The 20,929-nt window shown below is 57.9% G+C and carries 20 protein-coding genes and 4 pseudogenes; 13 read left to right on the top strand and 11 right to left on the bottom strand.

What is annotated here, in order from left to right:
• Nucleotides 1-183: 183 nt before the first annotated feature.
• The 3 genes from FBX99_RS19975 to FBX99_RS19965 all read left to right on the top strand — a co-directional run bounded on the left by FBX99_RS19975 (nucleotide 184) and on the right by FBX99_RS19965 (nucleotide 2,023).
• On the top strand, nucleotides 184-906 hold the full coding sequence (locus tag FBX99_RS19975; RefSeq protein ID WP_144930324.1) for a pirin family protein: 723 nt from the start codon (nucleotides 184-186) through the stop codon (nucleotides 904-906).
• A 326-nt stretch (nucleotides 907-1,232) separates the two neighbouring features.
• The gene (locus FBX99_RS19970; protein ID WP_144930323.1) at nucleotides 1,233-1,634 is read left to right on the top strand and encodes a hypothetical protein; all 402 of its coding nucleotides are present in this window, start codon (nucleotides 1,233-1,235) and stop codon (nucleotides 1,632-1,634) included.
• A gap of 206 nt (nucleotides 1,635-1,840) precedes the next feature.
• Nucleotides 1,841-2,023, top strand: a complete 183-nt coding sequence (locus FBX99_RS19965; protein WP_145132645.1) for a hypothetical protein — start codon at nucleotides 1,841-1,843, stop codon at nucleotides 2,021-2,023.
• Between the two features lie 76 nt (nucleotides 2,024-2,099).
• Here the strand turns inward: FBX99_RS19965 and FBX99_RS19960 are convergent, their stop codons facing one another.
• Nucleotides 2,100-3,140 (bottom strand): GlxA family transcriptional regulator, encoded by a 1,041-nt coding sequence (locus FBX99_RS19960; protein WP_145132643.1) that lies wholly within the window; start codon nucleotides 3,138-3,140, stop codon nucleotides 2,100-2,102.
• Between the two features lie 260 nt (nucleotides 3,141-3,400).
• Here FBX99_RS19960 and FBX99_RS29640 point away from each other — a divergent pair.
• Together FBX99_RS29640 and FBX99_RS29635 are read left to right on the top strand one after the other, a co-directional pair.
• A pseudogene (locus tag FBX99_RS29640) lies at nucleotides 3,401-4,483 on the top strand (cache domain-containing protein); the annotation flags it as partial.
• A 6-nt stretch (nucleotides 4,484-4,489) separates the two neighbouring features.
• Nucleotides 4,490-5,344 (top strand): methyl-accepting chemotaxis protein, encoded by an 855-nt coding sequence (locus FBX99_RS29635; protein WP_371921434.1) that lies wholly within the window; start codon nucleotides 4,490-4,492, stop codon nucleotides 5,342-5,344.
• A 156-nt stretch (nucleotides 5,345-5,500) separates the two neighbouring features.
• Here the strand turns inward: FBX99_RS29635 and FBX99_RS19950 are convergent, their stop codons facing one another.
• The 4 genes and pseudogenes from FBX99_RS19950 to FBX99_RS19935 all read right to left on the bottom strand — a co-directional run bounded on the left by FBX99_RS19950 (nucleotide 5,501) and on the right by FBX99_RS19935 (nucleotide 10,521).
• A complete protein-coding gene (locus FBX99_RS19950; protein ID WP_145132641.1) occupies nucleotides 5,501-7,153 on the bottom strand; it encodes an AMP-binding protein in 1,653 nt (550 codons plus the stop codon).
• Complete coding sequence (locus tag FBX99_RS19945; protein ID WP_145132639.1) at nucleotides 7,150-7,890, bottom strand: nitroreductase; 741 nt, start codon at nucleotides 7,888-7,890, stop codon at nucleotides 7,150-7,152. The genes FBX99_RS19950 and FBX99_RS19945 overlap by 4 nt, the downstream gene beginning before the upstream one ends.
• 55 nt (nucleotides 7,891-7,945) lie before the next feature.
• A pseudogene (locus FBX99_RS19940) lies at nucleotides 7,946-9,288 on the bottom strand (MFS transporter).
• A gap of 216 nt (nucleotides 9,289-9,504) precedes the next feature.
• Nucleotides 9,505-10,521 carry an AraC family transcriptional regulator gene (locus FBX99_RS19935; RefSeq protein WP_144930316.1) on the bottom strand — a complete coding sequence of 339 codons (1,017 nt, stop codon included), beginning with the start codon at nucleotides 10,519-10,521 and terminating at the stop codon, nucleotides 9,505-9,507.
• 231 nt (nucleotides 10,522-10,752) lie between these two features.
• Here FBX99_RS19935 and FBX99_RS19930 point away from each other — a divergent pair, with 231 nt between their 5' ends.
• Entirely contained in the window at nucleotides 10,753-11,229 is a 477-nt protein-coding gene (locus tag FBX99_RS19930; protein WP_178112010.1) for a MaoC/PaaZ C-terminal domain-containing protein, read from the top strand.
• Nucleotides 11,230-11,290: 61 nt separating this feature from the next.
• On the opposite strand, the gene FBX99_RS19925 is transcribed toward FBX99_RS19930, so the two are convergent.
• Nucleotides 11,291-12,193 (bottom strand): glycine betaine ABC transporter substrate-binding protein, encoded by a 903-nt coding sequence (locus tag FBX99_RS19925; protein WP_144930315.1) that lies wholly within the window; start codon nucleotides 12,191-12,193, stop codon nucleotides 11,291-11,293.
• A 287-nt stretch (nucleotides 12,194-12,480) separates the two neighbouring features.
• Here FBX99_RS19925 and FBX99_RS19920 point away from each other — a divergent pair, with 287 nt between their 5' ends.
• Nucleotides 12,481-14,517, top strand: coding sequence for an NADH:flavin oxidoreductase (locus FBX99_RS19920; RefSeq protein ID WP_144930314.1), 2,037 nt, complete (start codon nucleotides 12,481-12,483; stop codon nucleotides 14,515-14,517).
• A 31-nt stretch (nucleotides 14,518-14,548) separates the two neighbouring features.
• Here FBX99_RS19920 and FBX99_RS19915 read toward each other — a convergent pair whose 3' ends face one another.
• Together FBX99_RS19915 and FBX99_RS19910 are read right to left on the bottom strand one after the other, a co-directional pair.
• Nucleotides 14,549-15,334, bottom strand: coding sequence for a pyrroline-5-carboxylate reductase (locus FBX99_RS19915; protein ID WP_145132637.1), 786 nt, complete (start codon nucleotides 15,332-15,334; stop codon nucleotides 14,549-14,551).
• A complete protein-coding gene (locus FBX99_RS19910; RefSeq protein WP_144930312.1) occupies nucleotides 15,331-16,032 on the bottom strand; it encodes a TetR/AcrR family transcriptional regulator in 702 nt (233 codons plus the stop codon). The genes FBX99_RS19915 and FBX99_RS19910 overlap by 4 nt, the downstream gene beginning before the upstream one ends.
• A gap of 167 nt (nucleotides 16,033-16,199) precedes the next feature.
• On the opposite strand from FBX99_RS19910, the gene FBX99_RS19905 reads away from it, so the two are divergent.
• Nucleotides 16,200-16,859 carry a bifunctional 2-polyprenyl-6-hydroxyphenol methylase/3-demethylubiquinol 3-O-methyltransferase UbiG gene (locus FBX99_RS19905; RefSeq protein ID WP_144930311.1) on the top strand — a complete coding sequence of 220 codons (660 nt, stop codon included), beginning with the start codon at nucleotides 16,200-16,202 and terminating at the stop codon, nucleotides 16,857-16,859.
• Between the two features lie 19 nt (nucleotides 16,860-16,878).
• Here the strand turns inward: FBX99_RS19905 and FBX99_RS19900 are convergent, their stop codons facing one another.
• Entirely contained in the window at nucleotides 16,879-17,217 is a 339-nt protein-coding gene (locus FBX99_RS19900) for a hypothetical protein (protein WP_145132635.1), read from the bottom strand.
• Nucleotides 17,218-17,389: 172 nt separating this feature from the next.
• On the opposite strand from FBX99_RS19900, the gene FBX99_RS19895 reads away from it, so the two are divergent.
• The 3 genes and pseudogenes from FBX99_RS19895 to FBX99_RS29245 form a co-directional block, all read left to right on the top strand.
• Nucleotides 17,390-17,836, top strand: coding sequence for a hypothetical protein (locus FBX99_RS19895; RefSeq protein ID WP_145132633.1), 447 nt, complete (start codon nucleotides 17,390-17,392; stop codon nucleotides 17,834-17,836).
• A 609-nt stretch (nucleotides 17,837-18,445) separates the two neighbouring features.
• Nucleotides 18,446-18,571 (top strand): annotated as a pseudogene (locus tag FBX99_RS19890) (winged helix-turn-helix transcriptional regulator); the annotation flags it as partial.
• Between the two features lie 71 nt (nucleotides 18,572-18,642).
• Nucleotides 18,643-18,794, top strand: a pseudogene (locus FBX99_RS29245) (site-specific integrase); the annotation flags it as partial.
• Here the strand turns inward: FBX99_RS29245 and FBX99_RS29630 are convergent.
• Both FBX99_RS29630 and FBX99_RS19880 read right to left on the bottom strand, forming a co-directional pair.
• A complete protein-coding gene (locus FBX99_RS29630) occupies nucleotides 18,794-19,249 on the bottom strand; it encodes a hypothetical protein (RefSeq protein ID WP_371923878.1) in 456 nt (151 codons plus the stop codon). The pseudogene FBX99_RS29245 and the gene FBX99_RS29630 overlap by 1 nt on opposite strands.
• Nucleotides 19,250-19,332: 83 nt before the next feature.
• Nucleotides 19,333-19,683 carry a hypothetical protein gene (locus FBX99_RS19880; RefSeq protein ID WP_145132631.1) on the bottom strand — a complete coding sequence of 117 codons (351 nt, stop codon included), beginning with the start codon at nucleotides 19,681-19,683 and terminating at the stop codon, nucleotides 19,333-19,335.
• A gap of 187 nt (nucleotides 19,684-19,870) precedes the next feature.
• Between FBX99_RS19880 and FBX99_RS19875 the strand changes: the two genes are divergently transcribed.
• A complete protein-coding gene (locus FBX99_RS19875; RefSeq protein WP_145132629.1) occupies nucleotides 19,871-20,278 on the top strand; it encodes a hypothetical protein in 408 nt (135 codons plus the stop codon).
• Between the two features lie 212 nt (nucleotides 20,279-20,490).
• Nucleotides 20,491-20,811, top strand: coding sequence for a hypothetical protein (locus FBX99_RS19870; protein ID WP_145132627.1), 321 nt, complete (start codon nucleotides 20,491-20,493; stop codon nucleotides 20,809-20,811).
• Nucleotides 20,812-20,929: the final 118 nt, after the last annotated feature.

Here is a 20,929-nt window from a genome sequence, read left to right as displayed (position 1 = left end):
TGACATCAGACGCGGCTTCGACATGTTAGCGCACCGCGCCGGCTGATGGTCCTACTATTGTCCACCTATAGGTGACAGTCTTTCGTTTTTCACCTACTTATTAATCAGCAGCATAACCATTAACCTTTCTTCTGTCCCCGGCGAACGGCCAAAGCCGTCGCCCACTGAACCAGGAGAACTACCATGCTGACCCTTCGCAAAGCTGCGGACCGCGGAATCGCCCGTCACGGCTGGCTGACCTCGTTCCACACCTTTTCTTTCGCCAACTACCGTGACCTCAATCAACAAGGCTTTTCCGACCTGTTGGTCATCAATGACGACCGAGTCGCCGCCGCCAAGGGTTTCGGCCAACACCCCCACCGGGACATGGAGATTTTCTCCTACGTACTCGAAGGTGCGCTGGAGCATAAGGACACCCTGGGCACGGGCTCGGTCATTCGCCCAGGCGACGTGCAACTGATGAGCGCCGGCAGTGGCGTGGCCCACAGCGAGTTCAACCACAGCGCGGACGAGCCAGTGCACTTCCTGCAGATCTGGATCGTGCCGAATGTCAGCGGTGCCAAGCCACGCTACCAGCAGGAGCATTTCAGCACCGGGCAGAAACGCGGTCGCCTGCAATTGATCATCTCCCCGGACGGCGCCGATGGTTCCCTCGAAGTGCGCCAGGACGCACGGGTCTATGCCGGACTGTTCGATGGCAGCGAAAGCGCCACCCTGACATTGACGCCTGAACGCTATGCCTACGTGCATGTCGCCCGGGGCAATGTCGAGCTCAATGGCGTGTCATTACAGGAAGGTGACGGCGTGCGAGTACGGGAAGAACAGGTACTGACGCTGAGCAATGGCCAGGATGCCGAGGTGCTGGTATTCGACCTGCGACCCAGGGAGTTGCCACAAATGCCATGATTTTTCCGCGGGGCAACCCGCGGAGCTTCACAAACCCGGGGTCTGGTTGCCTGCATCAAGCCTTCTGGCTCGCTTTCAATGATGATCAGGCCTCACGTTTTCATGTCTGGTGCCGATAAAGCCCTGGATAGCCAACGTTGAGAGGCACCGCTAACGTAGGATCGTTTCCGACAACCAGAAAGTGGGTGAAATTGCCTACAAACCAAGGCTGTCTGAACAGCGGTGAACTGTGCGCTCGCTGCGCAATGTTGACTCAATGTTACAAGCCAAGCAAAATGATTTCACTTGGCCACTAATCTCTGGCATTGCTTATTCATGGAAGAAGCATGAAAACGGTTATCTCACTCGTTACTTTTTGCGTAGCGTGTCATGCGACAGCGGACATGCAGAAAATCCAGTACAGCTACGATGATTCAGACGCCGAATACTCCCTTGTTTCGTTTGTCGAGAGTGGTACCGCCATTCAGGCCATCGTGCAAAGGGAAGGCGCGTATTTCACCAGTTATACAAAAGTGGAGCTCGATTGCGCCAATCGCAATGCTCGCCACACGGGGATGTACAACAGCCTGGAGGGGTTGGAAAACGTCCAGTTCGACCAGATGCAAGAGCGAATAGTTGAAGGCTCCATCGCCGGTGAAGTGGGCAAGATGCTGTGCAAAGGCACGACCCTGAGCGCATCGCAAGCCGATAATCCGCCTGCCGAAGAACAAACGGACGATAGAACCTGAGCCCAACGCGCATTACACCTTCGCCTCCGTGCGAAGGCCACTGCTGAGTGAAGTTCTCGGACATGGAATGTCTGCATAGTGGATGACGAAGCCTTGCGGCGATTCGCCTTCCACTGCTGAGCCCCTTTATTTCTGCGTAGACAGAAAGAGGTCCCTGACCGACAACCTGAAGTACCCGCCCCTTCACCAGCGGGTAGGAAACACTTATGCAAATGTCGCTGTTGGCTTTCGTCCTTGTCACGCTGCTTTGGTTTGTCTATGCGGTTCCCGGCATGATCGATTACGACTCCGACCTCTCATTGATCCTCGCCGCCGCCGGTTCGATTATATGGCTGTGCGCTACGGGCTGCATTGCCTTGTACATAGCCCAGAAAATGCGCAGGACCTGAGCACAACACCTGGCTTGCCCCACCGATGAGCGCGAGCCAGGTTTCGCCCTCCGCAAAAGGCGTCCAGCCGCGACGCTCACACCGACGTTTGCTTTCGCCCAAACGACGAACGATAGCTGCCAGGCGGAACGCCGAAGAAATCCCGGAATCGCCGCTGGAAATGCGGAGAGCTGACGAAGCCCGTCGCCACCGCGACTTCTGTCATCGATCGATTGGTCTGCTGGATGAGCTGGCGTGCCCGGGTCAGGCGTAACTCCAGGTAGTAACGCGTCGGGGTCGCCCCGAGAAAACTGCAGAAGCGCCGCTCCAGCTGGCGCTTGGAAATTTTGACGCAGGCCGCCAGCTCATCGATGGTCAACGGCTCTTCGATGTTCTGCCACATCAACTCCAGCGCCAGCTTGAGGCTTTCCGGCAGCCGCGGGTCCGTCTCGACGAAGACCGGCGGCAGATCCGACGCATCGCCCGATTCGTCACACCGCAGGATTTCCTCGATGGCCCCCACCAGGGCCTCCCCTCCCGTCTGACGGATCAGCTGGAGCATCATGCGCAGCGAACTGTTGGCACCGGCACAACTGACCCGTCCGCGATCGACGACATAGGCCCGGCTCGACACCTTCACATGGGGGAAGACCTCCATCATCATCGCACGGCTTTCCGGGTGGACGGCGCATTCGAAACCGTCCAGCAGGCTGGCATCGGCGACGAAGAATACGCCATTCCACAGCCCGCCCATGACCGCCCCGTATGCCGCATTGGCGCGTAGCTTGCGCCGCAGCAGGGGCACCCCTTGCAGCTTCACGCGAAAGCCGCCGGCGACGATGAGAATGTCCTGGTTTTCCGGCAATTGCGCCAGCTCGATGTCGGTGGAAATGACAATACCCAGGTCACTCGTCACCTGGTTACCCGACACCCCTACCGTCAGGATCTCGTAGAGGGGCATATCACACATCAGGTTGGCCGTCACCAGAGCGTCCACCGCACCGGTGAAGGACATCATCGAGAAATTGTCCATCAACACGAATGCGACACGGGTCGGCGCCTGATCAACCCCCGGCGAGCCGAGTGGCCGATAAGCCATGTTCTTGTTTTTAAGTACGCTCTCGAATGCGCTTGGCATAGGGCCTCTTCCTGAAGACGATCAGACTGGCGTCACTCTCGCATCTCGGACAAAGGGCCATGGTATGGGGAACGTCGCTATCGTATGGATTAGCGACGCGGATGCCTATCGACGCCCCCTAAATACCTGCCGCTCTAAAGTCTGTACGCCTTTAGTCGATAGACTGAACGTAGACATGGGCGCTTTCCCTTCCAGCACTCGCAACGCGCACTGCCATTGTTTCCGCCGACCCAACACTTATAAAACCCGCGGGAGAAGTCATGAATATCAAACAGAAGCTGACATGGGCGTTCGCGACCATCGCCTGCCTTCCGGTCATCCTGGTGGCAGTGCTCGTCGTACTGAACCTGCGGGACGCGGCGAAAACCAACTTCCTCGACAGCAGCGGCCGGGAAATCCGTCAGATCGACAATGGCATGAAGACTTTCTTCGATGGCATCAGCCAGAACGTCGAATTCTTCGCCAAGGACCCGCGGATCGTGGCGGCCAAGGACCTGAAAAACTATTCCTCCGCCGACGCTGCGCAAACGCCACTCCCAGAAACCAATAAACAGATCCTGGATATCTTCGACCGCTTCGCCAAGAGCCATCCGACCACGGCCTATCTTTCCGTGGGCCTTGCCGATGGCGGCTATGCCAGCTGGCCGGACGACCCCAAGATCTCCAACTACGATCCGCGCGTGCGCCCTTGGTACAAGGCCGCCATCGCCTCGCCTGGCGTGACTGTGCGCACAGACGCCTATTACTGGGCGCCGGATGATATATCGCTGATCGGCATCGTTCACACGGTATCCGACGCTGCCGGCAAACTGGTAGGCGTCGTCGGCCTCGACGTGTCGCTCAAGCAACTGACCGAACTGGTCAAGAACATCAAGCTGGGCGAAAGCGGCTACCTGATGCTGATCGAGGGGAACGGCAACGTCCTGGTCGACGCCAGCGATGCCAAGCACAACTTCAAGCCCCTCGCCGACCTCGGCCCCAACTATGCCGCGCTGGCCAAGAGCAGCGATGGCGTGACCCAGGTCGAGATCGATGGCGTGTCCTACATGGTCAACATCGTGACCTCCAAGAGCCTTGGCTGGCGCTTCATCGGGCTGATCAAGAGCGACGAAGTCATGGCCGAAGCCTCCAGCCTGACCTGGTTGATCGCCATTATCGCTGCGGTACTGGCGGTGATCTTCGCCGTGGTCGGCGCAAGTTTTGCCAGCGTCATCGTGCGACCGATTCGCGGCGTTGCAAACGGCTTGCAGGAAATCGCCGAAGGCGAAGGCGACCTCACCCGTCAACTCTCGGTACAAGGCAAGGACGAAACGGCCACCCTGGCAAGCTGGTTCAACCAGTTCCTGGGCATGATCGCTCAGCTGGTACAGCGAATCGGCAGTGCCTCCTCCGACTTGCAAAGTGCGGCGGCCGACACCAGCGAAGTCGCCACCAACATGAACGAAGCCGCCGGTCGCCAGCGCCAGGCAGTGGAACTGGTCAGTACCGCCTTCAATGAAATGGTCGCGACCGCCAACGAAGTGGCCCGCTCCTGCAGCCAGGCCGCCGCCAGCGCAGACACCGGCTACCGTGACGTGCACGACGGCCAGCATCACATCGGCGAAGCCACCGGCAGCGTGCTGAAACTGAGCGAAGACCTGCAGCAGTCGACCCAGACCATGCAGGCGCTCGAGCAAGACAGCAAGAACATCAATACCATCCTCGACACCATCCGTTCGATTGCCGAGCAGACCAACCTGTTGGCCCTCAACGCCGCCATCGAAGCCGCGCGCGCCGGCGACCAAGGCCGCGGATTCGCCGTCGTGGCCGATGAAGTGCGGGCCCTGGCGCGACGCACCGCCGACTCCACCGGCGAGATCGACAGCCTGCTCGGTAACCTGGCCCGCCGCACCCAGGAAGTGACCCATCAGATGCAGAGCAGCCTGCAAGTGTCACAAACCAGCGTGGAACGTATCCAGCAGGCCCGCGACAGCTTCGACAAGATCCGCAACTCGGTGGACTCGATCCGCGACCAGAACACTCAGATCGCCACCGCCGCCGAGGAACAGCACCAGGTGGCCGAAGACATCAACCGGCACATCGCGCAGATCCATGCCGATGCGCAACTGGTCGAGGAATTTGCTCATTCGGCGCAGACCGGTTCGGGCCGCCTGACGGACATTTCCGGTCAACTGAGGGGCCTGGTCGGACGGTTCAAGTTCTAAGCAAGGTTGCCTGAAAGAGCCAGGGACGGCTCAAAGGTTGAACATGTCGCGACGTCCCTGGCTCGTTCAGGACACCTTCAGCCAAACGGGCACCTACCTCTGAACAGTCCCCGGCAGCGCGAACCCTGAATCGGTTCTCGCTCTACAGCCGAGGACTTACCCTCCCGACGCCAGTCGAACAATCGCTTCCCGGCTTCCTGCCTGCTCGCGAAGAATGAATTTCTGGATTTTCCCCGTCGCCGTTTTCGGCAGTTCCATGAACATGACCCTGCGTGGACACTTGAACCGTGCCAGACGCTCCTGGCAGAAGGCAATCAATTGCGCTTCGTCGGGGGGCGTTGCGCCGACCTTCAGTTCGATGAAGGCACAAGGCACCTCGCCCCATTTATCGTCGGGCTGGGCAACCACTGCGGCGTGCAACACAGCCGGGTGGCCATGAATCACGTCCTCGATTTCGATGGAGGAGATATTTTCCCCGCCCGAGATGATGACGTCCTTACAGCGATCGGTGATCTGCACATAACCGTTTTCATGCACGACTGCGACGTCGCCCGTATGGAACCAACCGCCGGCAAAGGCCTTTTCATTGGCACGTGGATTTTTCAGATAGCCCATCATCACCGTATTGCCGCGAAGCAATAGCTCGCCGGTGGTTCGACCATCGTGCGGTACAGGTTCAAAGCTCTCGGCATCCGCAACCATCAACCCTTCGAATGCTGCCGCTCGCGCGCCCTGGCGCACCCGAAGCGAACTCTGCTCAGACGATGGGCGATCAGACCAGCCGTCCTGCCATACGCAACTGACAGGCGTGCCACAGACCTCGGTAATGCCGTAGACGTGGTCGACATCAAAACCCAGAGAGGCGACCGCGTTCAGTACCGCCGCAGGTGGCGGGGAACCTGCAGTCAATACACGAACGGGAGACGCCAATGGTGGTCGCTCCGTCGAGTTGGCAATCATTGCCATGACAATGGGCGCGGCACAGAAATGATCGACCCCATGGCGGTCGATCGCCTCGAACACGGCGTCTGCCGAGACCTTGCGAAGGCACACGTGCGTACCCGCCGCCGCCGTGATTGCCCAAGTAAAACACCATCCGTTGGCATGGAACATGGGGAGCGTCCACAAATAGCGCGGCGCGTTGGATACCGGCCAGTTGGTGAGTTGCAGCAGGCTCATCAGGTACGTTCCCCGATGACTGGCGACAACCCCTTTAGGGTCGCCGGTGGTGCCAGAGGTGTAATTGAGTGCGATGGGTTGCCATTCATCAACCGGCCACACGCCAGCAAACCCAGGATCGCCTTCATGCAGCAGCGACTCATAATCGATCTCACCGATCGCTGGGCCCACAGGCGCCAAATGATCGTCGATATCGACGACTGTCGGGCGCTCTGCGAGCAGTTCGATAGCCGCCGCGGCCAGCGCGGCAAATTCGCGATCGACAAAGAGCACCTTGCACTCCGCATGGCGGAGAATGAACGCCACGCCCTCCGCATCCAGCCGATAGTTGACGCAGTTCAGAACCGCGCCGGATAAAGGCACGCCGTAATGTGCTTCGAACATCGCGGGCGTGTTAGGAGACAGGATGGAAACGGTGTCGCCCCTCCCGATTCCCCTGGCAACGAGCGCAGATGCAAGACGAAAGGCACGGTCACGGGTTTCAGACCAGGTTCTTCGTAGATCGCCATGAATGACCGCTACCCGACTCGGGTGCACCAGTGCCGCGCGGTCCAGGAACCCGAGAGGCGTGAGCGGCAGATGGTTCGCAGAACTCCGGTCGAGACCGTACTCATAGGCTTCACGACTCATACCATTGACTCCTTATTATTGTGATGGAACGTTGCGAACGCGCTTACCGGCTCTCGATCAGTCACCAGGCTGTTTTCTATGCTGGCCTCGTCCGCGTAGCCGAGACTCATCCCGCACACCAGCATCTGGTCGGATGGGATGGCGAGTAACTCGGCAATCACTTGGTGGTACTTCAAGAAGGCGGCTTGGGGACAGGTGTGCAGCCCTCTGCCACGGGCCGCGACCATCACGCTCTGCAGGAACATGCCATAGTCGAGCAAACTCCCTTTGCAAAGCACTCGATCGATGGTGAACAACAGGCCAACCGGCGCATCGAAAAAGCGATAATTGCGGCCGTGCTGCTGATGCATGCGTTGCTTGTCACCCTTTTCGATACCCAGCAGGCCGTACAACGCCCAGCCCACCTGTCTTTTCCTGTCGATGTAAGGAGCGACCCATTGGCGCGGGTAATACTCGTAGGCATCTGCAAGACGAAGGTTCAACGCAGGGTCGTCATCGAGCTGGGCGATGACCTGGGATAGCCGTTCCTTGACCTCCCCCGTCACCACGTGGACCCGCCACGGCTGCATGTTCACACCAGTGGGGCAGAAACGAGCAATGTCGAGAACCGATTCGACCTCTTCAAGCGGCACCGGGGTCGGCAAATAGGCCCTCATGCTGCGACGCGTGGTAATCGCCCAATCCACCGTTCGACTCAACAATTCAGGCGAGAGTGGAGGCTGTGATAAGCGGTTCATGCTCTTGTCCCATGGGTGACGGATTCAGGAAAACGCTGGCGCTTCAATCGTAAAGTCAGCCAGGCAACGCAGCGGTATTTCGCGCGCGAGCCGAGTCGGCGCGGGTCTGATTGATCAGGGAAACGGCGGCGGCGCCAATGAGACCGGCCAGGCTGATCGCCATGAAGTTTTGTTCGAGGGGCAGCTTGATCGACACCAACCAACCGATGAGCACCGGCGCGACGATAGCGCCGACCCGGCCAACCCCGGAGGCGAAACCAACGCCGGTGGAACGAATGGTGGAGGGGTAGAAATCGCCCGCGTAGGCATACGCTAGAAGCTGTGTTCCAAGCGTCGATGCACCGACGATGAACACAACGGCAAATAACAAGGTGGTGGACCGGGTGTAACCCAATAGCGTCAAGGCGATAGCGCCGATCAGATAGAACGCGACCAGTACATGCTTGATGTTCAGCTTGTCGCTGAGCCAGCCGCCCCCGAGCGCACCCACTATCGCCCCCAGGTTGAAGACGATGACAAAGTTCAGCGCTGATCCAAGGCTGAACCCGGCCATGGCCATCAACTTGGTGAGCCAGGCGTTGAGTGCATAGACCATGAACAGGCCGGTCATGAAAGCCACCCAGATCATCACGGTGCTGAACCCGCGGCCGTCTCGAAAGAGATTTCGAACCGGCGCCTCCTGCTTGTCCAAGACATCTGCATGACCGGTCATTACCGCGTCATCGCTGATCACCAGCCCCGGATCGATTTTCCGGACAATTGCACGCAGCTCGCCCTGGCGCCCCTGCTTGAGCAGATTTGCGATGGACTCGGGCATGCTTTTCAAAATGAATGGGATCAAGAACACCGGCAGACCCGCGACATAAAAAACCGACTGCCAGCCATGGTTTTCGATGAGTTGCTTGGCGGTCAGGGCCACCAGAATTCCCCCGATCGAATAACCTGCGAATACTAGCGTCACCAGGCGGGTACGCAGCTTGATGGGAGAGAACTCACCCATTTGCGCCGTACAGATCGGCAGGACACCGCCAATGCCAAGACCGGCGATAAACCGCGCGATGCTGAAACTGATCGGATCGCTCGTGAGGCCCGCTGCTGCGGTGAAAAGGCTGAACAGCGCCACGCAAATGGCAACCATCCTCGGCCGACCGATCCGGTCTGCCAGCGTCCCGAGAAAGATTGCGCCGAGCATCGTTCCGAACAGAGCGGACCGGCCATGACGCCGGCACTGGTCGGATCAATGTTCATGTCAGCCATGATCGCGGGCAGTGCGGCACCTACGACAGCAAGGTCATACCCATCGATAATCAGAATGAGCACACACCAGAACAGAATAAATCCATGGAAGCGATTGAACGTTGAGTTGCCCGTGAGCGCATACACATTGACCGATTGCATAGGGTATCTCCTTCGATCTTGTTCTTATTGGAGAAGAGCACAGGGGGTGGCCGATCTGATGGGCTACCTGTGACGCATCCTAAGATTCAAAATGAAGTTGGCCCATGCCCGAAGACATCGTTGTGCATGACCGATCCGGGCACTCGATGGTGTTGACCCCGTTCAATTTATCTATCGGTGATATGACGCAGCGCGCCGCTCCAGCCGCACTCCCCACTAGGGAGCGCCAGGATGACTGCGATAGGCCCCAGGGCTGACGCCCGTCCACTTCTTGAAGGCGCGGTGAAACGCACTGGTTTCCTGAAATCCGGTGAGGGCCGCCACGTCGCTGACACTCAGCGCAGCCTGGCCCAAAAGATTGATGGCCATGTCCCGTCGAAGATCGTCTTTCAGGTGTTGATAACTGGTGCCCTCAGCCTGGAGACGGCGCTGGAGTGTCGAACTGGAGATTCGAAGGTCTTTGGCGATGGCCTCCAACTCCGGCCAATCGTCGGGGCTTTGTTCCCGCAGACGATGCCGAATCAACGCACTCAGGCTTTCATCGTTGCGATACTTCACTAACAGATTAGCCGGTGCTTCTCGAAGGAAGGCGGACAGATGACTGTTGTTCTGGGCAATTTTCAGGTTCAGAAAGCTACGGTCAAAGCAAACCCAGGTGCTCGCCGAATCATATTCAATGTCGGCGCAAAACCGCATCCGGTAGTCACTGTCGTCCTCTGGACGAGAGGGCCGAAAGCGCGCTTCTTGCAGTGGAATTCGTCTATTGGCTAGCCAACAAAGCAGGCCATGCACCAGGATCAACCAGGTGCCGTAGGCGAATAGGCGGCGCTCGATCCCATGGTCATGAATGATGATCCGCGCTTCGTCCCCCTCGATCTCCAGCGTCCCGTAAATGTCATCCAGGATGCTGCGAAGAAAGGCCAACATGCGCTGTAAAGCCTGTTCCAGGGAGCGGCATCCGATGACCGCATGACACATCAACTGGAAACTACCCCTGCGCATCGGATGACTATCGATCCCGAAAAACTCGTCATCCAACTGGTCTGACAAGGCGATCCACAGACGTGAAAAAGCGGACGCCTCGACTCGCGCTTGCGGGGCCTGCAGAAGTTCAGGATCAATACGGGCGAACTGCAGAATCGGTTGTACATCCAGGCCACGTCGAATCGCCCCGGACAACGCTTCATGTACCAAACCGATTGAAGTGGTTCCCTTGTATTGAACCTGTGTCATCTCTTCTCCATTAAAGCCATGTGCGGACGAGACTGCCTTCAGCGGTCCGCGCTACATGGCTTGGCCGGCTCGATCATCGCTACGTTCCGTTGCCCGCGCCCTGCTGTCAACGTCCAAAACGTTCACTTGGGCTGAGGTATTTGAACATTGCCGCGGTCAAGTACGCGCTCCAGGATCAGAGCCGTGTGCGGAAGAATCGTGGTATGGAAAATCAATGACGGGATTGGCCCCATGATGCAAGCAATGCTCTTCTGGGAAGACTTCAAACCAGGCAATACGTGGACGGCATCGCGGTCTGAAGCGATGAGTGAGGAAGAGATCATCGCCTTTGCCTCGGAATATGACCCCCTGGACATTCATGTCGATCCAGAACAGGCTCGCAAAAGCCCTCTCGGCGTTCACTGTGCCAGCGGGATACAAACCTTCGCGATCGTGCAACGCCTCATGTGCGAGGTCTTGTATCTGCGGACCCGCATTGTCGCGGGTGGACAGTTCGATAAACTCCGGATGCTGTCCCCAGTACTACCGGGGGATGTGATCAGCATTGGCGCCAAGGTGCTGACCTCAACGTCCCACCCCCGGAGAAATGACCGAGGCTGGGTCGTCCTGGCGGTTGAAGTTTTTACCGACAACCTTAGAAAAGTTCTCACCTACGAGGTATCGGTGCTGATCATGCGCCGTTCTGAGCCCGGCTCCGAAGTGGATTGAACGCTGCTCACTCATCCAGCAGCGATCCCGACCTCCTGCGAACACTGGAAGACCGCAGCAGTCATGGCTGAGCAGTTGTCGCGGACGCCGTTCGATTGCCAAACATCGCCTCGAAACGCGGCTTGTTGGCAGCATAGTATTCAGCCACCACCTCGTCGGCAGAACTGTCACGGGCAGTCGCCATCAGCTTCTCAAGATCGGTCTGTGGGATCTTGAAGTTGGCGAAGAACCGGGCCACATCGGGATGTTCGGCGCTGAAACCTTTGCGGGCAACCGCGTGGATCTGCTCGGCACCACCGAAAATCTGCTTCGGATCATCCAGGTAGCGCAGCGACCACTTGGAGAACATCCAGTGCGGGCTCCAGGCGTTGATCAACGACCATTTATCACGCTTGAGATTACGATCCAGCTCACTCAGCATGCCGGACTCGGAAGAAGCGACCATCTTGTAGCCATCGAGCTTGTACTCCCGGATGGCTTTCTCCGTGAGTTTGTACTGACCATTACCGACTTCGGAGGTGAGGATCTTGCCGCCGAGTTTTTCCCGCACTTCGGGCTTGTTGAGGTCTTCGACACTGGCGATCTCACTGGTGGGAATGGACGTCGGCACTGCCATGCCGATTCGCCCTTCGTACAAGGAGCCGAGGTCTTCAAGCTTGTTCTTGTACTTGTCATAAAAAGACTTGTGAGTGCTCGGCAGCCAGACCATCGGAATCAGGTCGATACTGCCGTTCGCCAGCGCCTGGAACTGAATACCGATATCGGCCAGGACCAATTTGACCGGCTGTTTCAGCTGGTCCCGCAGTGCCGTGTCTGCCAGTTTTACAGCGATTTCCGTATCCGACCAATTCACCCATCCAATCCGGATGGGCGTGGGTTCCTCGGCGTGAGCCGTCAGGCAACCGGACGCCATCGCCAAGCCTGCGAGCCAACCGATACACGTTTTTCTGGGTAACGTCATCATGATGCATCTCCGCGTCTGTATTAATAGTTATTAGCAGGGCAGCAGAAAGACTCATATTCCCTCATGAAGCGCAGGGTCCTGCACCTCGAGGAAACGCTTGGATCTGGTTATGCAAATGAATCAGGCATTCAGGTCGTTCCACCTGGTTGCGAACCGATACTAATCCTGGCTTTTTTGTCACGCAAGAAAAAATGTACACCTGTGTCAAACCACATTGACACACATGAACATTGAACATACGGTTATGTCAAAACCCAACCTGATGTTCTGTTCCCGGAGCGCAACCCATGTCCAGCGATCCCTTGCTGCAGCCCTACAAGATCAAACACCTGACGCTCAGAAACCGGATCATGACCACCTCCCATGAGCCAGCCTACCCTGTCGACGGCATGCCGAAGGACCTGTATCGGGCGTACCACGTTGAACGGGCAAAGGCCGGTGTGGCGCTGACCATGACCGCCGGCTCCGCCGCGGTTTCCCGCGATAGCCCGCCGGTGTTCAACAATGTGCTGGCGTACAAGGATGAAGTGGTCAAATGGATGAAGGAGCTGACCGACGAATGCCACGAATACGGCGCGGCGGTCATGATCCAGCTGACCCACCTGGGGCGGCGCACGCGCTGGGACAAGGCTGACTGGCTACCGGTGGTTTCGCCTTCACACCGTCGGGAAGCGTCGCACCGCTCTTTTCCGAAAAAACTGGAAGACTGGGACATCGATCGCATCATCAAGGACTATGTGGACGCCGCCGAACGGATGAAGGCCGCCGGGCTGGATGGCTTGGAACTGCAAGCCTACGGGCATCTCATGGACCAGTTCTGGTCGCCACTGACCAACGACCTTGACGGCCCCTACGGCGGTTCGCTGGAGAACCGGTTGCGCTTTACCTTCGACGTCCTGCGCGGCATCCGCCAGCGCTGCGGCGAGGATTTCCTGCTGGGGGTTCGCTACACCGGCGATGAAGATCTGCCCGGCGGTTTCGGTGCCAAGGACGGCATCCAGATCTCGCACATGCTCAAGGACAGTGGCCTGGTCGACTTCCTCAACGTCGTTCGCGGCCACATCGACACCGATGCCGGCCTCACCGATGTGATTCCGATCCAGGGTATGCGCAATTCCCCGCACCTGGATTTTGCCGGCGAGATCCGTTCGGCCACCGGCTTCCCTACTTTCCATGCCGCGAAGATTCCCGACGTTGCCACGGCGCGCCATGCCATCGCCTCCGGCAAGGTGGACATGATCGGCATGACCCGGGCGCACATGACCGACCCGCACATCGTGCGCAAGATCATCGAGAAGCGCGAAGAAGACATCCGTCCCTGCGTCGGCGCCAACTACTGCCTGGACCGCATCTATCAGGGCGGTGCCGCGTACTGCATTCACAACGCCGCCACCGGGCGCGAAACCACCATGCCCCACGAAATCCCCAAAGCATCGGTCAAGCGCAAAGTGGTGGTGATCGGCACCGGCCCGGCGGGCCTGGAAGCGGCGCGGGTCGCCGGCGAACGCGGCCACGACGTTACGGTGTTTGAAGTCGCCGATCAACCCGGCGGCCAGATCCGTCTGACGGCGCAGAGCGAGCGGCGGCGCGAGATGATCAGCATCATCGACTGGCGCATGGCGCAATGCGAACGGCTGGGCGTGAAGTTCCGTTTCAACACCTGGGCCGAGGCCGAGACAGTGCTGGCGGAAAACCCGGACGTGGTAATCGTCGCCACCGGTGGCTTGCCGCACACCGAAGTGCTCGAGCGCGGCAATGAACTGGTGGTGTCGACCTGGGACATCATTTCCGGCGACGTCAAACCCGGCCAGAACGTGCTGATTTTTGACGACGCGGGCGACCACGCGGCGCTACAAGCGGCCGAGGTCATCGCCCACAGCGGGGCGAAACTGGAGATCGTCACACCAGACCGCTCGTTCGCGCCGGAGGTGATGGCGATGAACCTGGTGCCCTACATGCGCAGCCTGCAAGACCTGAACGTCACCTTTACCGTTACCTATCGAGTCGACTCGGTGGAGAAACGCGACGGGCAATTGGTGGCGAACCTCGGCAGCGATTATGGCCAGGTCCATAAACAGCGAGTGGTCGATCAGGTAGTCATCAACCACGGCACCCTGCCCCTCGACGATCTGTACTTCGAGCTGCGTCCCCATTCGCGCAACAACGGTGCGGTTGAACAACATGATCTGATCGCCGGGAAAACCCAGAACATCGTGACCAACCCCGAGGGCTGTTTCCAGTTGTTCCGGATTGGCGACGCCGTGTCGGCGCGTAATACCCATGCTGCCATCTACGATGCGCTGCGGTTGCTCAAGGACATTTGAGGTCATTCAATGGCGCGGGGCTGTGTTTCCATCAGGCATGCAGCCCTTTGCGAGCGACCGCCGCGCCGGCTTGCAATGCCCGGCCGACGTGTTCTTCGAAGCGACTGTCGATCATTGATTGCAACGCTGCAGCCGTGACGCCTCGATAAGCAACCAAGGCCTCGATCATCGCCAAGGCATCATGGTTTTGCAGAAGCTGGCTGCTGTTGACCACGACGTTCTTGGCAGCCATATGCGCGATATCCGCAGGCAGGCCGGTCGCTACCGCCTGGTTGGTCAAAGCCGTCATCAACAAGGCCGCAAAGGCAGGGCCGGTGCCCGACAGCGCGGACAGGTAGTCGATGAAGCCTTCTTCCTGAACTTCAGCCGCAGTGCCCACGGATTCGAACAGCCGTTGCACCAGAGCCCTGGTCGCCGCGCCCACCTCCCCCCAACAAAACCATGGCGTAAAGGATTGCCGGATTTCCACCGCCGCGTTGGGCATCGCCCGCACGACCACCGAAGCCGAGGTCTGTGCGGCAATCGCCTGCGCCGTGATCCCAGCCATCAAAGAAACGATGGTCTTGCCCGTCGCGTCGATGTCCAGGCCGGCGAAATGTTCGGGGCGTACCGCGATGACCACTACGTCGCTATGTGCAACCAGCGCCTGGTTGTCCGTGACCAGACAGACGCCTTGTTGTGCCAACGGATGACTGCCTGAACGATTTGAAATGATCAAATTGCCGGGTGGCACCAGGGACTTCTCCATGATCGCTTTCGCAATCGCCCCGCCCAACCAACCCGTTCCGCCAATGATACCGAGCGTTTCGCTGATCATTTTGCGACGACCTCTTCGAAAGTTTCCGTCAAGGGAACGAAAACCCCAGGTTCTTTTTCCGCGTAACCGAACTTTCCGTAAAAACGATCCAGCTCGCGCTGTTTGGGAACCTTGCCGGTGAAAATGCTCACGTAATGAGGAATACGCTCAAAACGCGTGGTGATCAGCTCACTGGTGTTCATGCTGATATAGCCGATCTGGGTCAGGTAAATCGTTCGGGCCCGGGTATCGGCACCCTGGCTGTCATAGCCAAACCGCTTGAACATGCTCGTCAGGGCGCTGATACGCTGTTCGTCCACGGTGGCGACCTCCTGAGCCACCTCAGCCGACTGCAGCGCCCAACTGCGCACGGCAAACTCGAATTGCGAATCGAACAGTTGCGGGTTGAGCCAACACTCGAAGACATTCAGGATCGCTTCGGAAATGCTCTGCGCATAGCTTTCGCTCTGCCGGATCAAGCCTCCCGTATTGGTCTCGCGCCAACGGGAAAGCAAGGCGGCCAACAGCTGTTCACGGTCCTCGAAAAACCAATAGAAACTGGTTCGCGACAAACCCAGGCGCTTGGCGAGCGGCATAACCCGGACCGCATCGATCCCCGACTCCTTCAAGGCATCGTAGGCAGCCTCCAGCCAGCCCTCCGGCGACCCGCGCCAACCGGTGTCCTGGGCCTTGCCACGGGCCTTCCCCAACTGGGACATCTCGCTCACCTTATTCAAAAAAGTGAGCTGAATGTACCCTGCCGCCCGAAGAATGTACACCGGAGTACATTTTGCCGACTCGTAGGTCTAAGTGAAGCCGAATCCAAAATAAAAGCGATTGGAGAATGTATTCTATTCTTGCACTCAGGCCTGCGCCGGACACCGACATGCCCCACGAATCAGAGCTCCTTCAAAGCTGGCATCACAACGCCCAGGCCTGGATCGACGCCGTGCGCACCGGCGCCATCGCAAGCCGGCGCGAAGTCACCGATCAGGCCATCCTGCTGGCAATACTCAGCCGCCAACCCGGGCGCGTGCTCGACCTGGGCTGCGGTGAAGGCTGGTTATTGCGTGCCCTGGCTGGACGGGGTATCCAGGCCGTTGGGGTGGACGGCGATGCCACGCTGGTAGAGTCCGCACGGGCGGCCGGCTCTTCCCCCGTGCATCTGGCAAGCTATGAAGCGCTGGTTCAGGCGAAGGTAGATATCGGCAGCGACTACGACCTGGTCTGCGCCAACTTCGCGCTGTTGCATCAGGACATCATCCCCCTGCTCACCACCATCAAGGCTCTGCTCGTCGCTGGCGGCGCCCTGGTGATCCAGACCTTGCATCCGTGGGTCGCCGCCGCGGGCGACTATCAGGATGGCTGGCGGCAGGAACACTTCGACGATTTCAAGGGACAATGGCAGCCCATGCCGTGGTACTTGCGCACCCTGCCTAGCTGGTTCAATGCCCTGGACATGGCCGGCTTTCGGCTGACGGGCCTGCAGGAACCGCAACACCCTCAGCGTGCGGTGCCGCAATCATTGTTGTTGGTGGCTGAATGAGGGTCGCCGATGCACCGGATTACTTCGGCGCATAATCCTTGCACATCCCCTGCGCGGCGCCTGCCAGTGGCGAGTTGACGAGGTTATCCGCCATGCTCTTCACCTGGAATTTATAAGCCGGATCGGATTTTATTTTCCTGACTTGCGCCTTGGTCGCCTCGTCGATCTTCGGGTCTGCAGCCATGGCATTCTCCACGTCCCCCTTGAGGCCAGGGTTGGTTTTGTTGCACACCTGCTCCATGGCAACCAAGGCGACCAGCCCCTGATGCTTTTCATCCTGCTGACTCGCGAAAACGCCGCCAGCAAAACCCATCCCTGCCAAGCACAGTGAAAGTGTGGACATCCTTAACAACGACATTCAAAGCTCCTTGATCGTAGAACCCAGACCATCTGTCGGCCAAAACGTGCGCACTTTATCATCACGCCGTTTGACGAACATCCCTCGCCCGCAGAGGCGCGAGCAGTGTGCAAAGTGACAACGCGCATTGTATAAAACGGGTCCACAAGACCATGGAAGGACGATTATCTTGATGAACACCGCACACTCACCTACGCCGGCAGCCAGCTCCGGCACGCCATGGCTGACAACTGCGATAGCGCTTGGAACGTTCATCGTAGGCATCGGCACCACCTTTGTGGTGGGGGGTATGAATTTTGGACAACAAAAAAACGCGCTAGAGAACCAGACCGCGCGTAATCAGGAACTGCAAAAGCAGAACGACGAGCTCGCTGCCTTGCTTCAGAAATGGAGAGAGGCCGTGGCGCAACGAGACGAACTGCTTGCATCGACCCAGTCCAGACTGGCGGCCATGCAGAATGACCAATGCGAAGCCATACGGAGTGAAATCAACGATCTGGAAAACAGTCTCAGCTGGGCCGACAACAATCACATGTCGGAAGTGAGGCGGTCGGAAATTAACCGTCTGATCACGCAGCATCAACAGTCGTTGCAAAGTTGCTTTGCCGCGAGGCGATAGCGACGTCACGGAGCGCGACAGGTTTTTCGAATCAGAATCGGCCCTTTGGGCAAGCGCTGCCGTACCACAATTCAAGCGTCCGAGGATGAACATACGTTCATCCCAATCATGGTCAAACGCGTCTACCCTGCGGGTTACAACATAGTGACTACAGGAGTACCCACCATGTTCTCGCACGAAAGCACCCCGTTGATCTTGATGTTCGTCATATTGCTGTTGTGCTTGTTTGCAGCAGTTCTACATCCCGTTCACGCTTTCTTTGGCTGGGTTCGCAGGTGCAAGAGAAGATCAGCCGCCGAAATCTCGCACGAGGTGGATTCGCGCTGAATGTTTGCCCGGAAAAGTCCGGCAGAGTCCGTAATGCTGTTCACTTAAGGAAGTAGATGAACCTGTGGCGAGGGGATTTATCCCCGCTGGGCTGCGAAGCAGCCCTAAGGCCCTACGACTCGGTGTATCAGGTGGATTGAGTCGTCCGTATTGGGACTGCTTCGCAGCCAGCGGGGATAAATCTCCTCGCCACAATGAACCGGGCAAGTCTTATGTGAACAGCATTATGGCAAAGCCCGGGCTTTCTATTGTCCTCTTTGCAGTAGGGCTTAAACCAATTGAAAGGATCTGGAAGCCGATCAGGTGCTTACACGGACCGACTACAAGGAAGTGCCCCCGCGCGTGGACTACACGCTGACGCCCCTCGGTCGTAGCCTGGCGAATGCGATCATCCCGCTGCACACCTGAGGAACCGATAACGCGGCGCAAATGACGTTTTTGTAGGGGGAAAAGTAGGGGGAGTCCATTTCGTAGGCAAAATTACCATCAAAGGACTCGAATCGCTGACCGCTGATGACACCGGCCGAATTCTCGGGGAGGATGGCAATCTGGCCGGCCGAAATCTACAAGTAAGGACGGCATGTTGGTCAGTTTTTTCTATCGGTATCGGTGGGGCGAGCAGAACAAAGACTAGGCTGGGGGTCCTGACCACGCAAATTCCTGAGGAACATCCGCAAGACACGCAACTAGCTGAACAAAAGCCGCAGTCATATCTGGTATATGCCGCAATCCGCCCCACTGGTTTCTGGGCAAAAGCTCTACGACCTGTTCAAGCCGAGCTACCTCCTTGCGACCGCTCTGCGCCTGCTTATCATCGACTTCAAGAACGAAGATAAAGGTCGACATCTCCGCTTCTGTCAGGCGATTCAACAACGGGCCATCTAGGACAAGATCAAGTCCAGGTATGATCCGGAAACTATCTGCAGCGATCTCGTCAAACCGCCAGATCTTGGACTTAAATACCTCGGGCGCCGAGTCAAGGGTAAGAGTTGCATTAACGAAACGATCACTCGTCTCGTTCAAGATGCGAAGCTCGCGTATCACAGGGATGGCGTTTTGGAAATCTGCAAGGTTCAGCTTCGCCACCAAGGTGGCAAGGATTTTTGCGGCCTATAGCCGCTCACCTGCATAAGGCATGGAACCCAGAGTAAAGTGAGCAAGCGAGACAATCACTTCGCAGTGATGAATCCATCACAGAGACTGTCCAGCAACCCCTGGCCGCCTTTGGAATTGAAGAACTCAGTCGACTGCTTCACCTCCATTTCGTACATGGGGTTTGCAGCGACATCACGGATGTGTTTCGCCATCTCGTCAGTTATGTCCGCTTTCTGTTCTGTCATGAATTTTTCTAAAGTGATACCTGCTTCTGGATGCTTTTTTGCGCATGCTTGGGTGGCTGCGACAGCCATAACCGCAGTGTCGTGATCCGCGACAACATCCGTGGCTGCCGGAGCTGGAACGGCATAAGCGAGGGCAATCACCGCGATGACCGCATCACTGCGGACTTTATTTAGAAACATTCAAATCTCCATATCTCAAGTATTGGCATTAATGCCAAGACGTATCGGCCAAGCTCGCTGGTTCCTTTAGCGATTTAGCCGCGCACCTCTAACGCCCCCGAATGCACTCTCCTCCGCGCCCAACGGCAACCAGCGAAGCAGATGAGTGCATCCGAGTTTTGTTGGATAAGGAGCAAAGGAGGTGGCCATGAGTGATTGGCTCAAGTGCAGCGAAAGACTGCCGCCAGAAGGCAAGAAATACGATTCCCTGTGTCTGCTCGAGTACGGCCAGATGCAGTCATTGAATGGCTGTACGACGAACGGATTCGCTATGAGTAAGCGCAAACTTTGCAATCGGCGCGTCCAGATCGAGCAAAGCATGCTAGCCCTGGTCAATGCCCACCACGCCGCAGTGATCAACATTGACCCCAGCGGCCTTTCAAAGCCGGTGGCTGACGCGCTCTGTGATGTTGCTCGCCATTGGACGATCTACATCGCCGGCATCTACGTTCGCCAAGACGGCTCCCAGTACATCAAATCAATCGACATCAGGCCGGACGGCGTGCACATGGCGGAAGGCTCTCGGATGTCCTTGAGCACTTCTACGAAGAGGTGAAGGCGGACTGTAACCCGAATCACCGGATCGGCATGGGCTGGCTGGCGGTGCCCGGCGATACGCCGGTACCCGAGGAGCGATTGTCTGCGCTGCTGGCTGCCGTCGGCGCCTGGAGGCAGGTGAAGGCAGCAGCGTGAGACGGTTTCGCATCCAACAACGCAAACGACAGACCTGGTTGGACTTGCCGGCCAGCGGAATTGAAGAGGTAGGCCATGGCCCAAGAACAGCAGCCGACGGCGGAAGCCATCAAGCAGCGCCGAAAGCGCGAGAAGGAAGCAGCCAAGAACGCCGCGCTTGGCATCGAGAAATTCACGGTTGAGGTAGCCGGCGTGTTCAAGCCGGACCTGAAACAGGTCATGAAGGCCCACGGCATCGACAATCAGCAGGACGTTCACCAGCGGCTGCTGATGGACTTAATCGCGGCGGACTTCGAAACGCAGGCGCGGATGCTGCGGTGTGTCACGACACCTTTTGTCGTTAGCGAAAAAGTGTCGCGAATCATCAGGGATGACAGGACTGAAATCACTCACTGATGATCCTCCAGAGCCTGAAGACGGTATCCGTCCGGCCAAGTCACCTACCAAGCCCCGCAAAGCCAAGACATGGTGTGCACTTAAATTAGTGGACACCAGTTCTAGCCTTTTAAGCGGG

It is taken from the genome of Pseudomonas sp. SJZ074 (assembly GCF_007828215.1).
GTDB lineage: Bacteria > Pseudomonadota > Gammaproteobacteria > Pseudomonadales > Pseudomonadaceae > Aquipseudomonas.
Note: the sequence above shows the minus strand (reverse complement) of the source record. Positions and strands in the feature narration are given on the sequence as shown.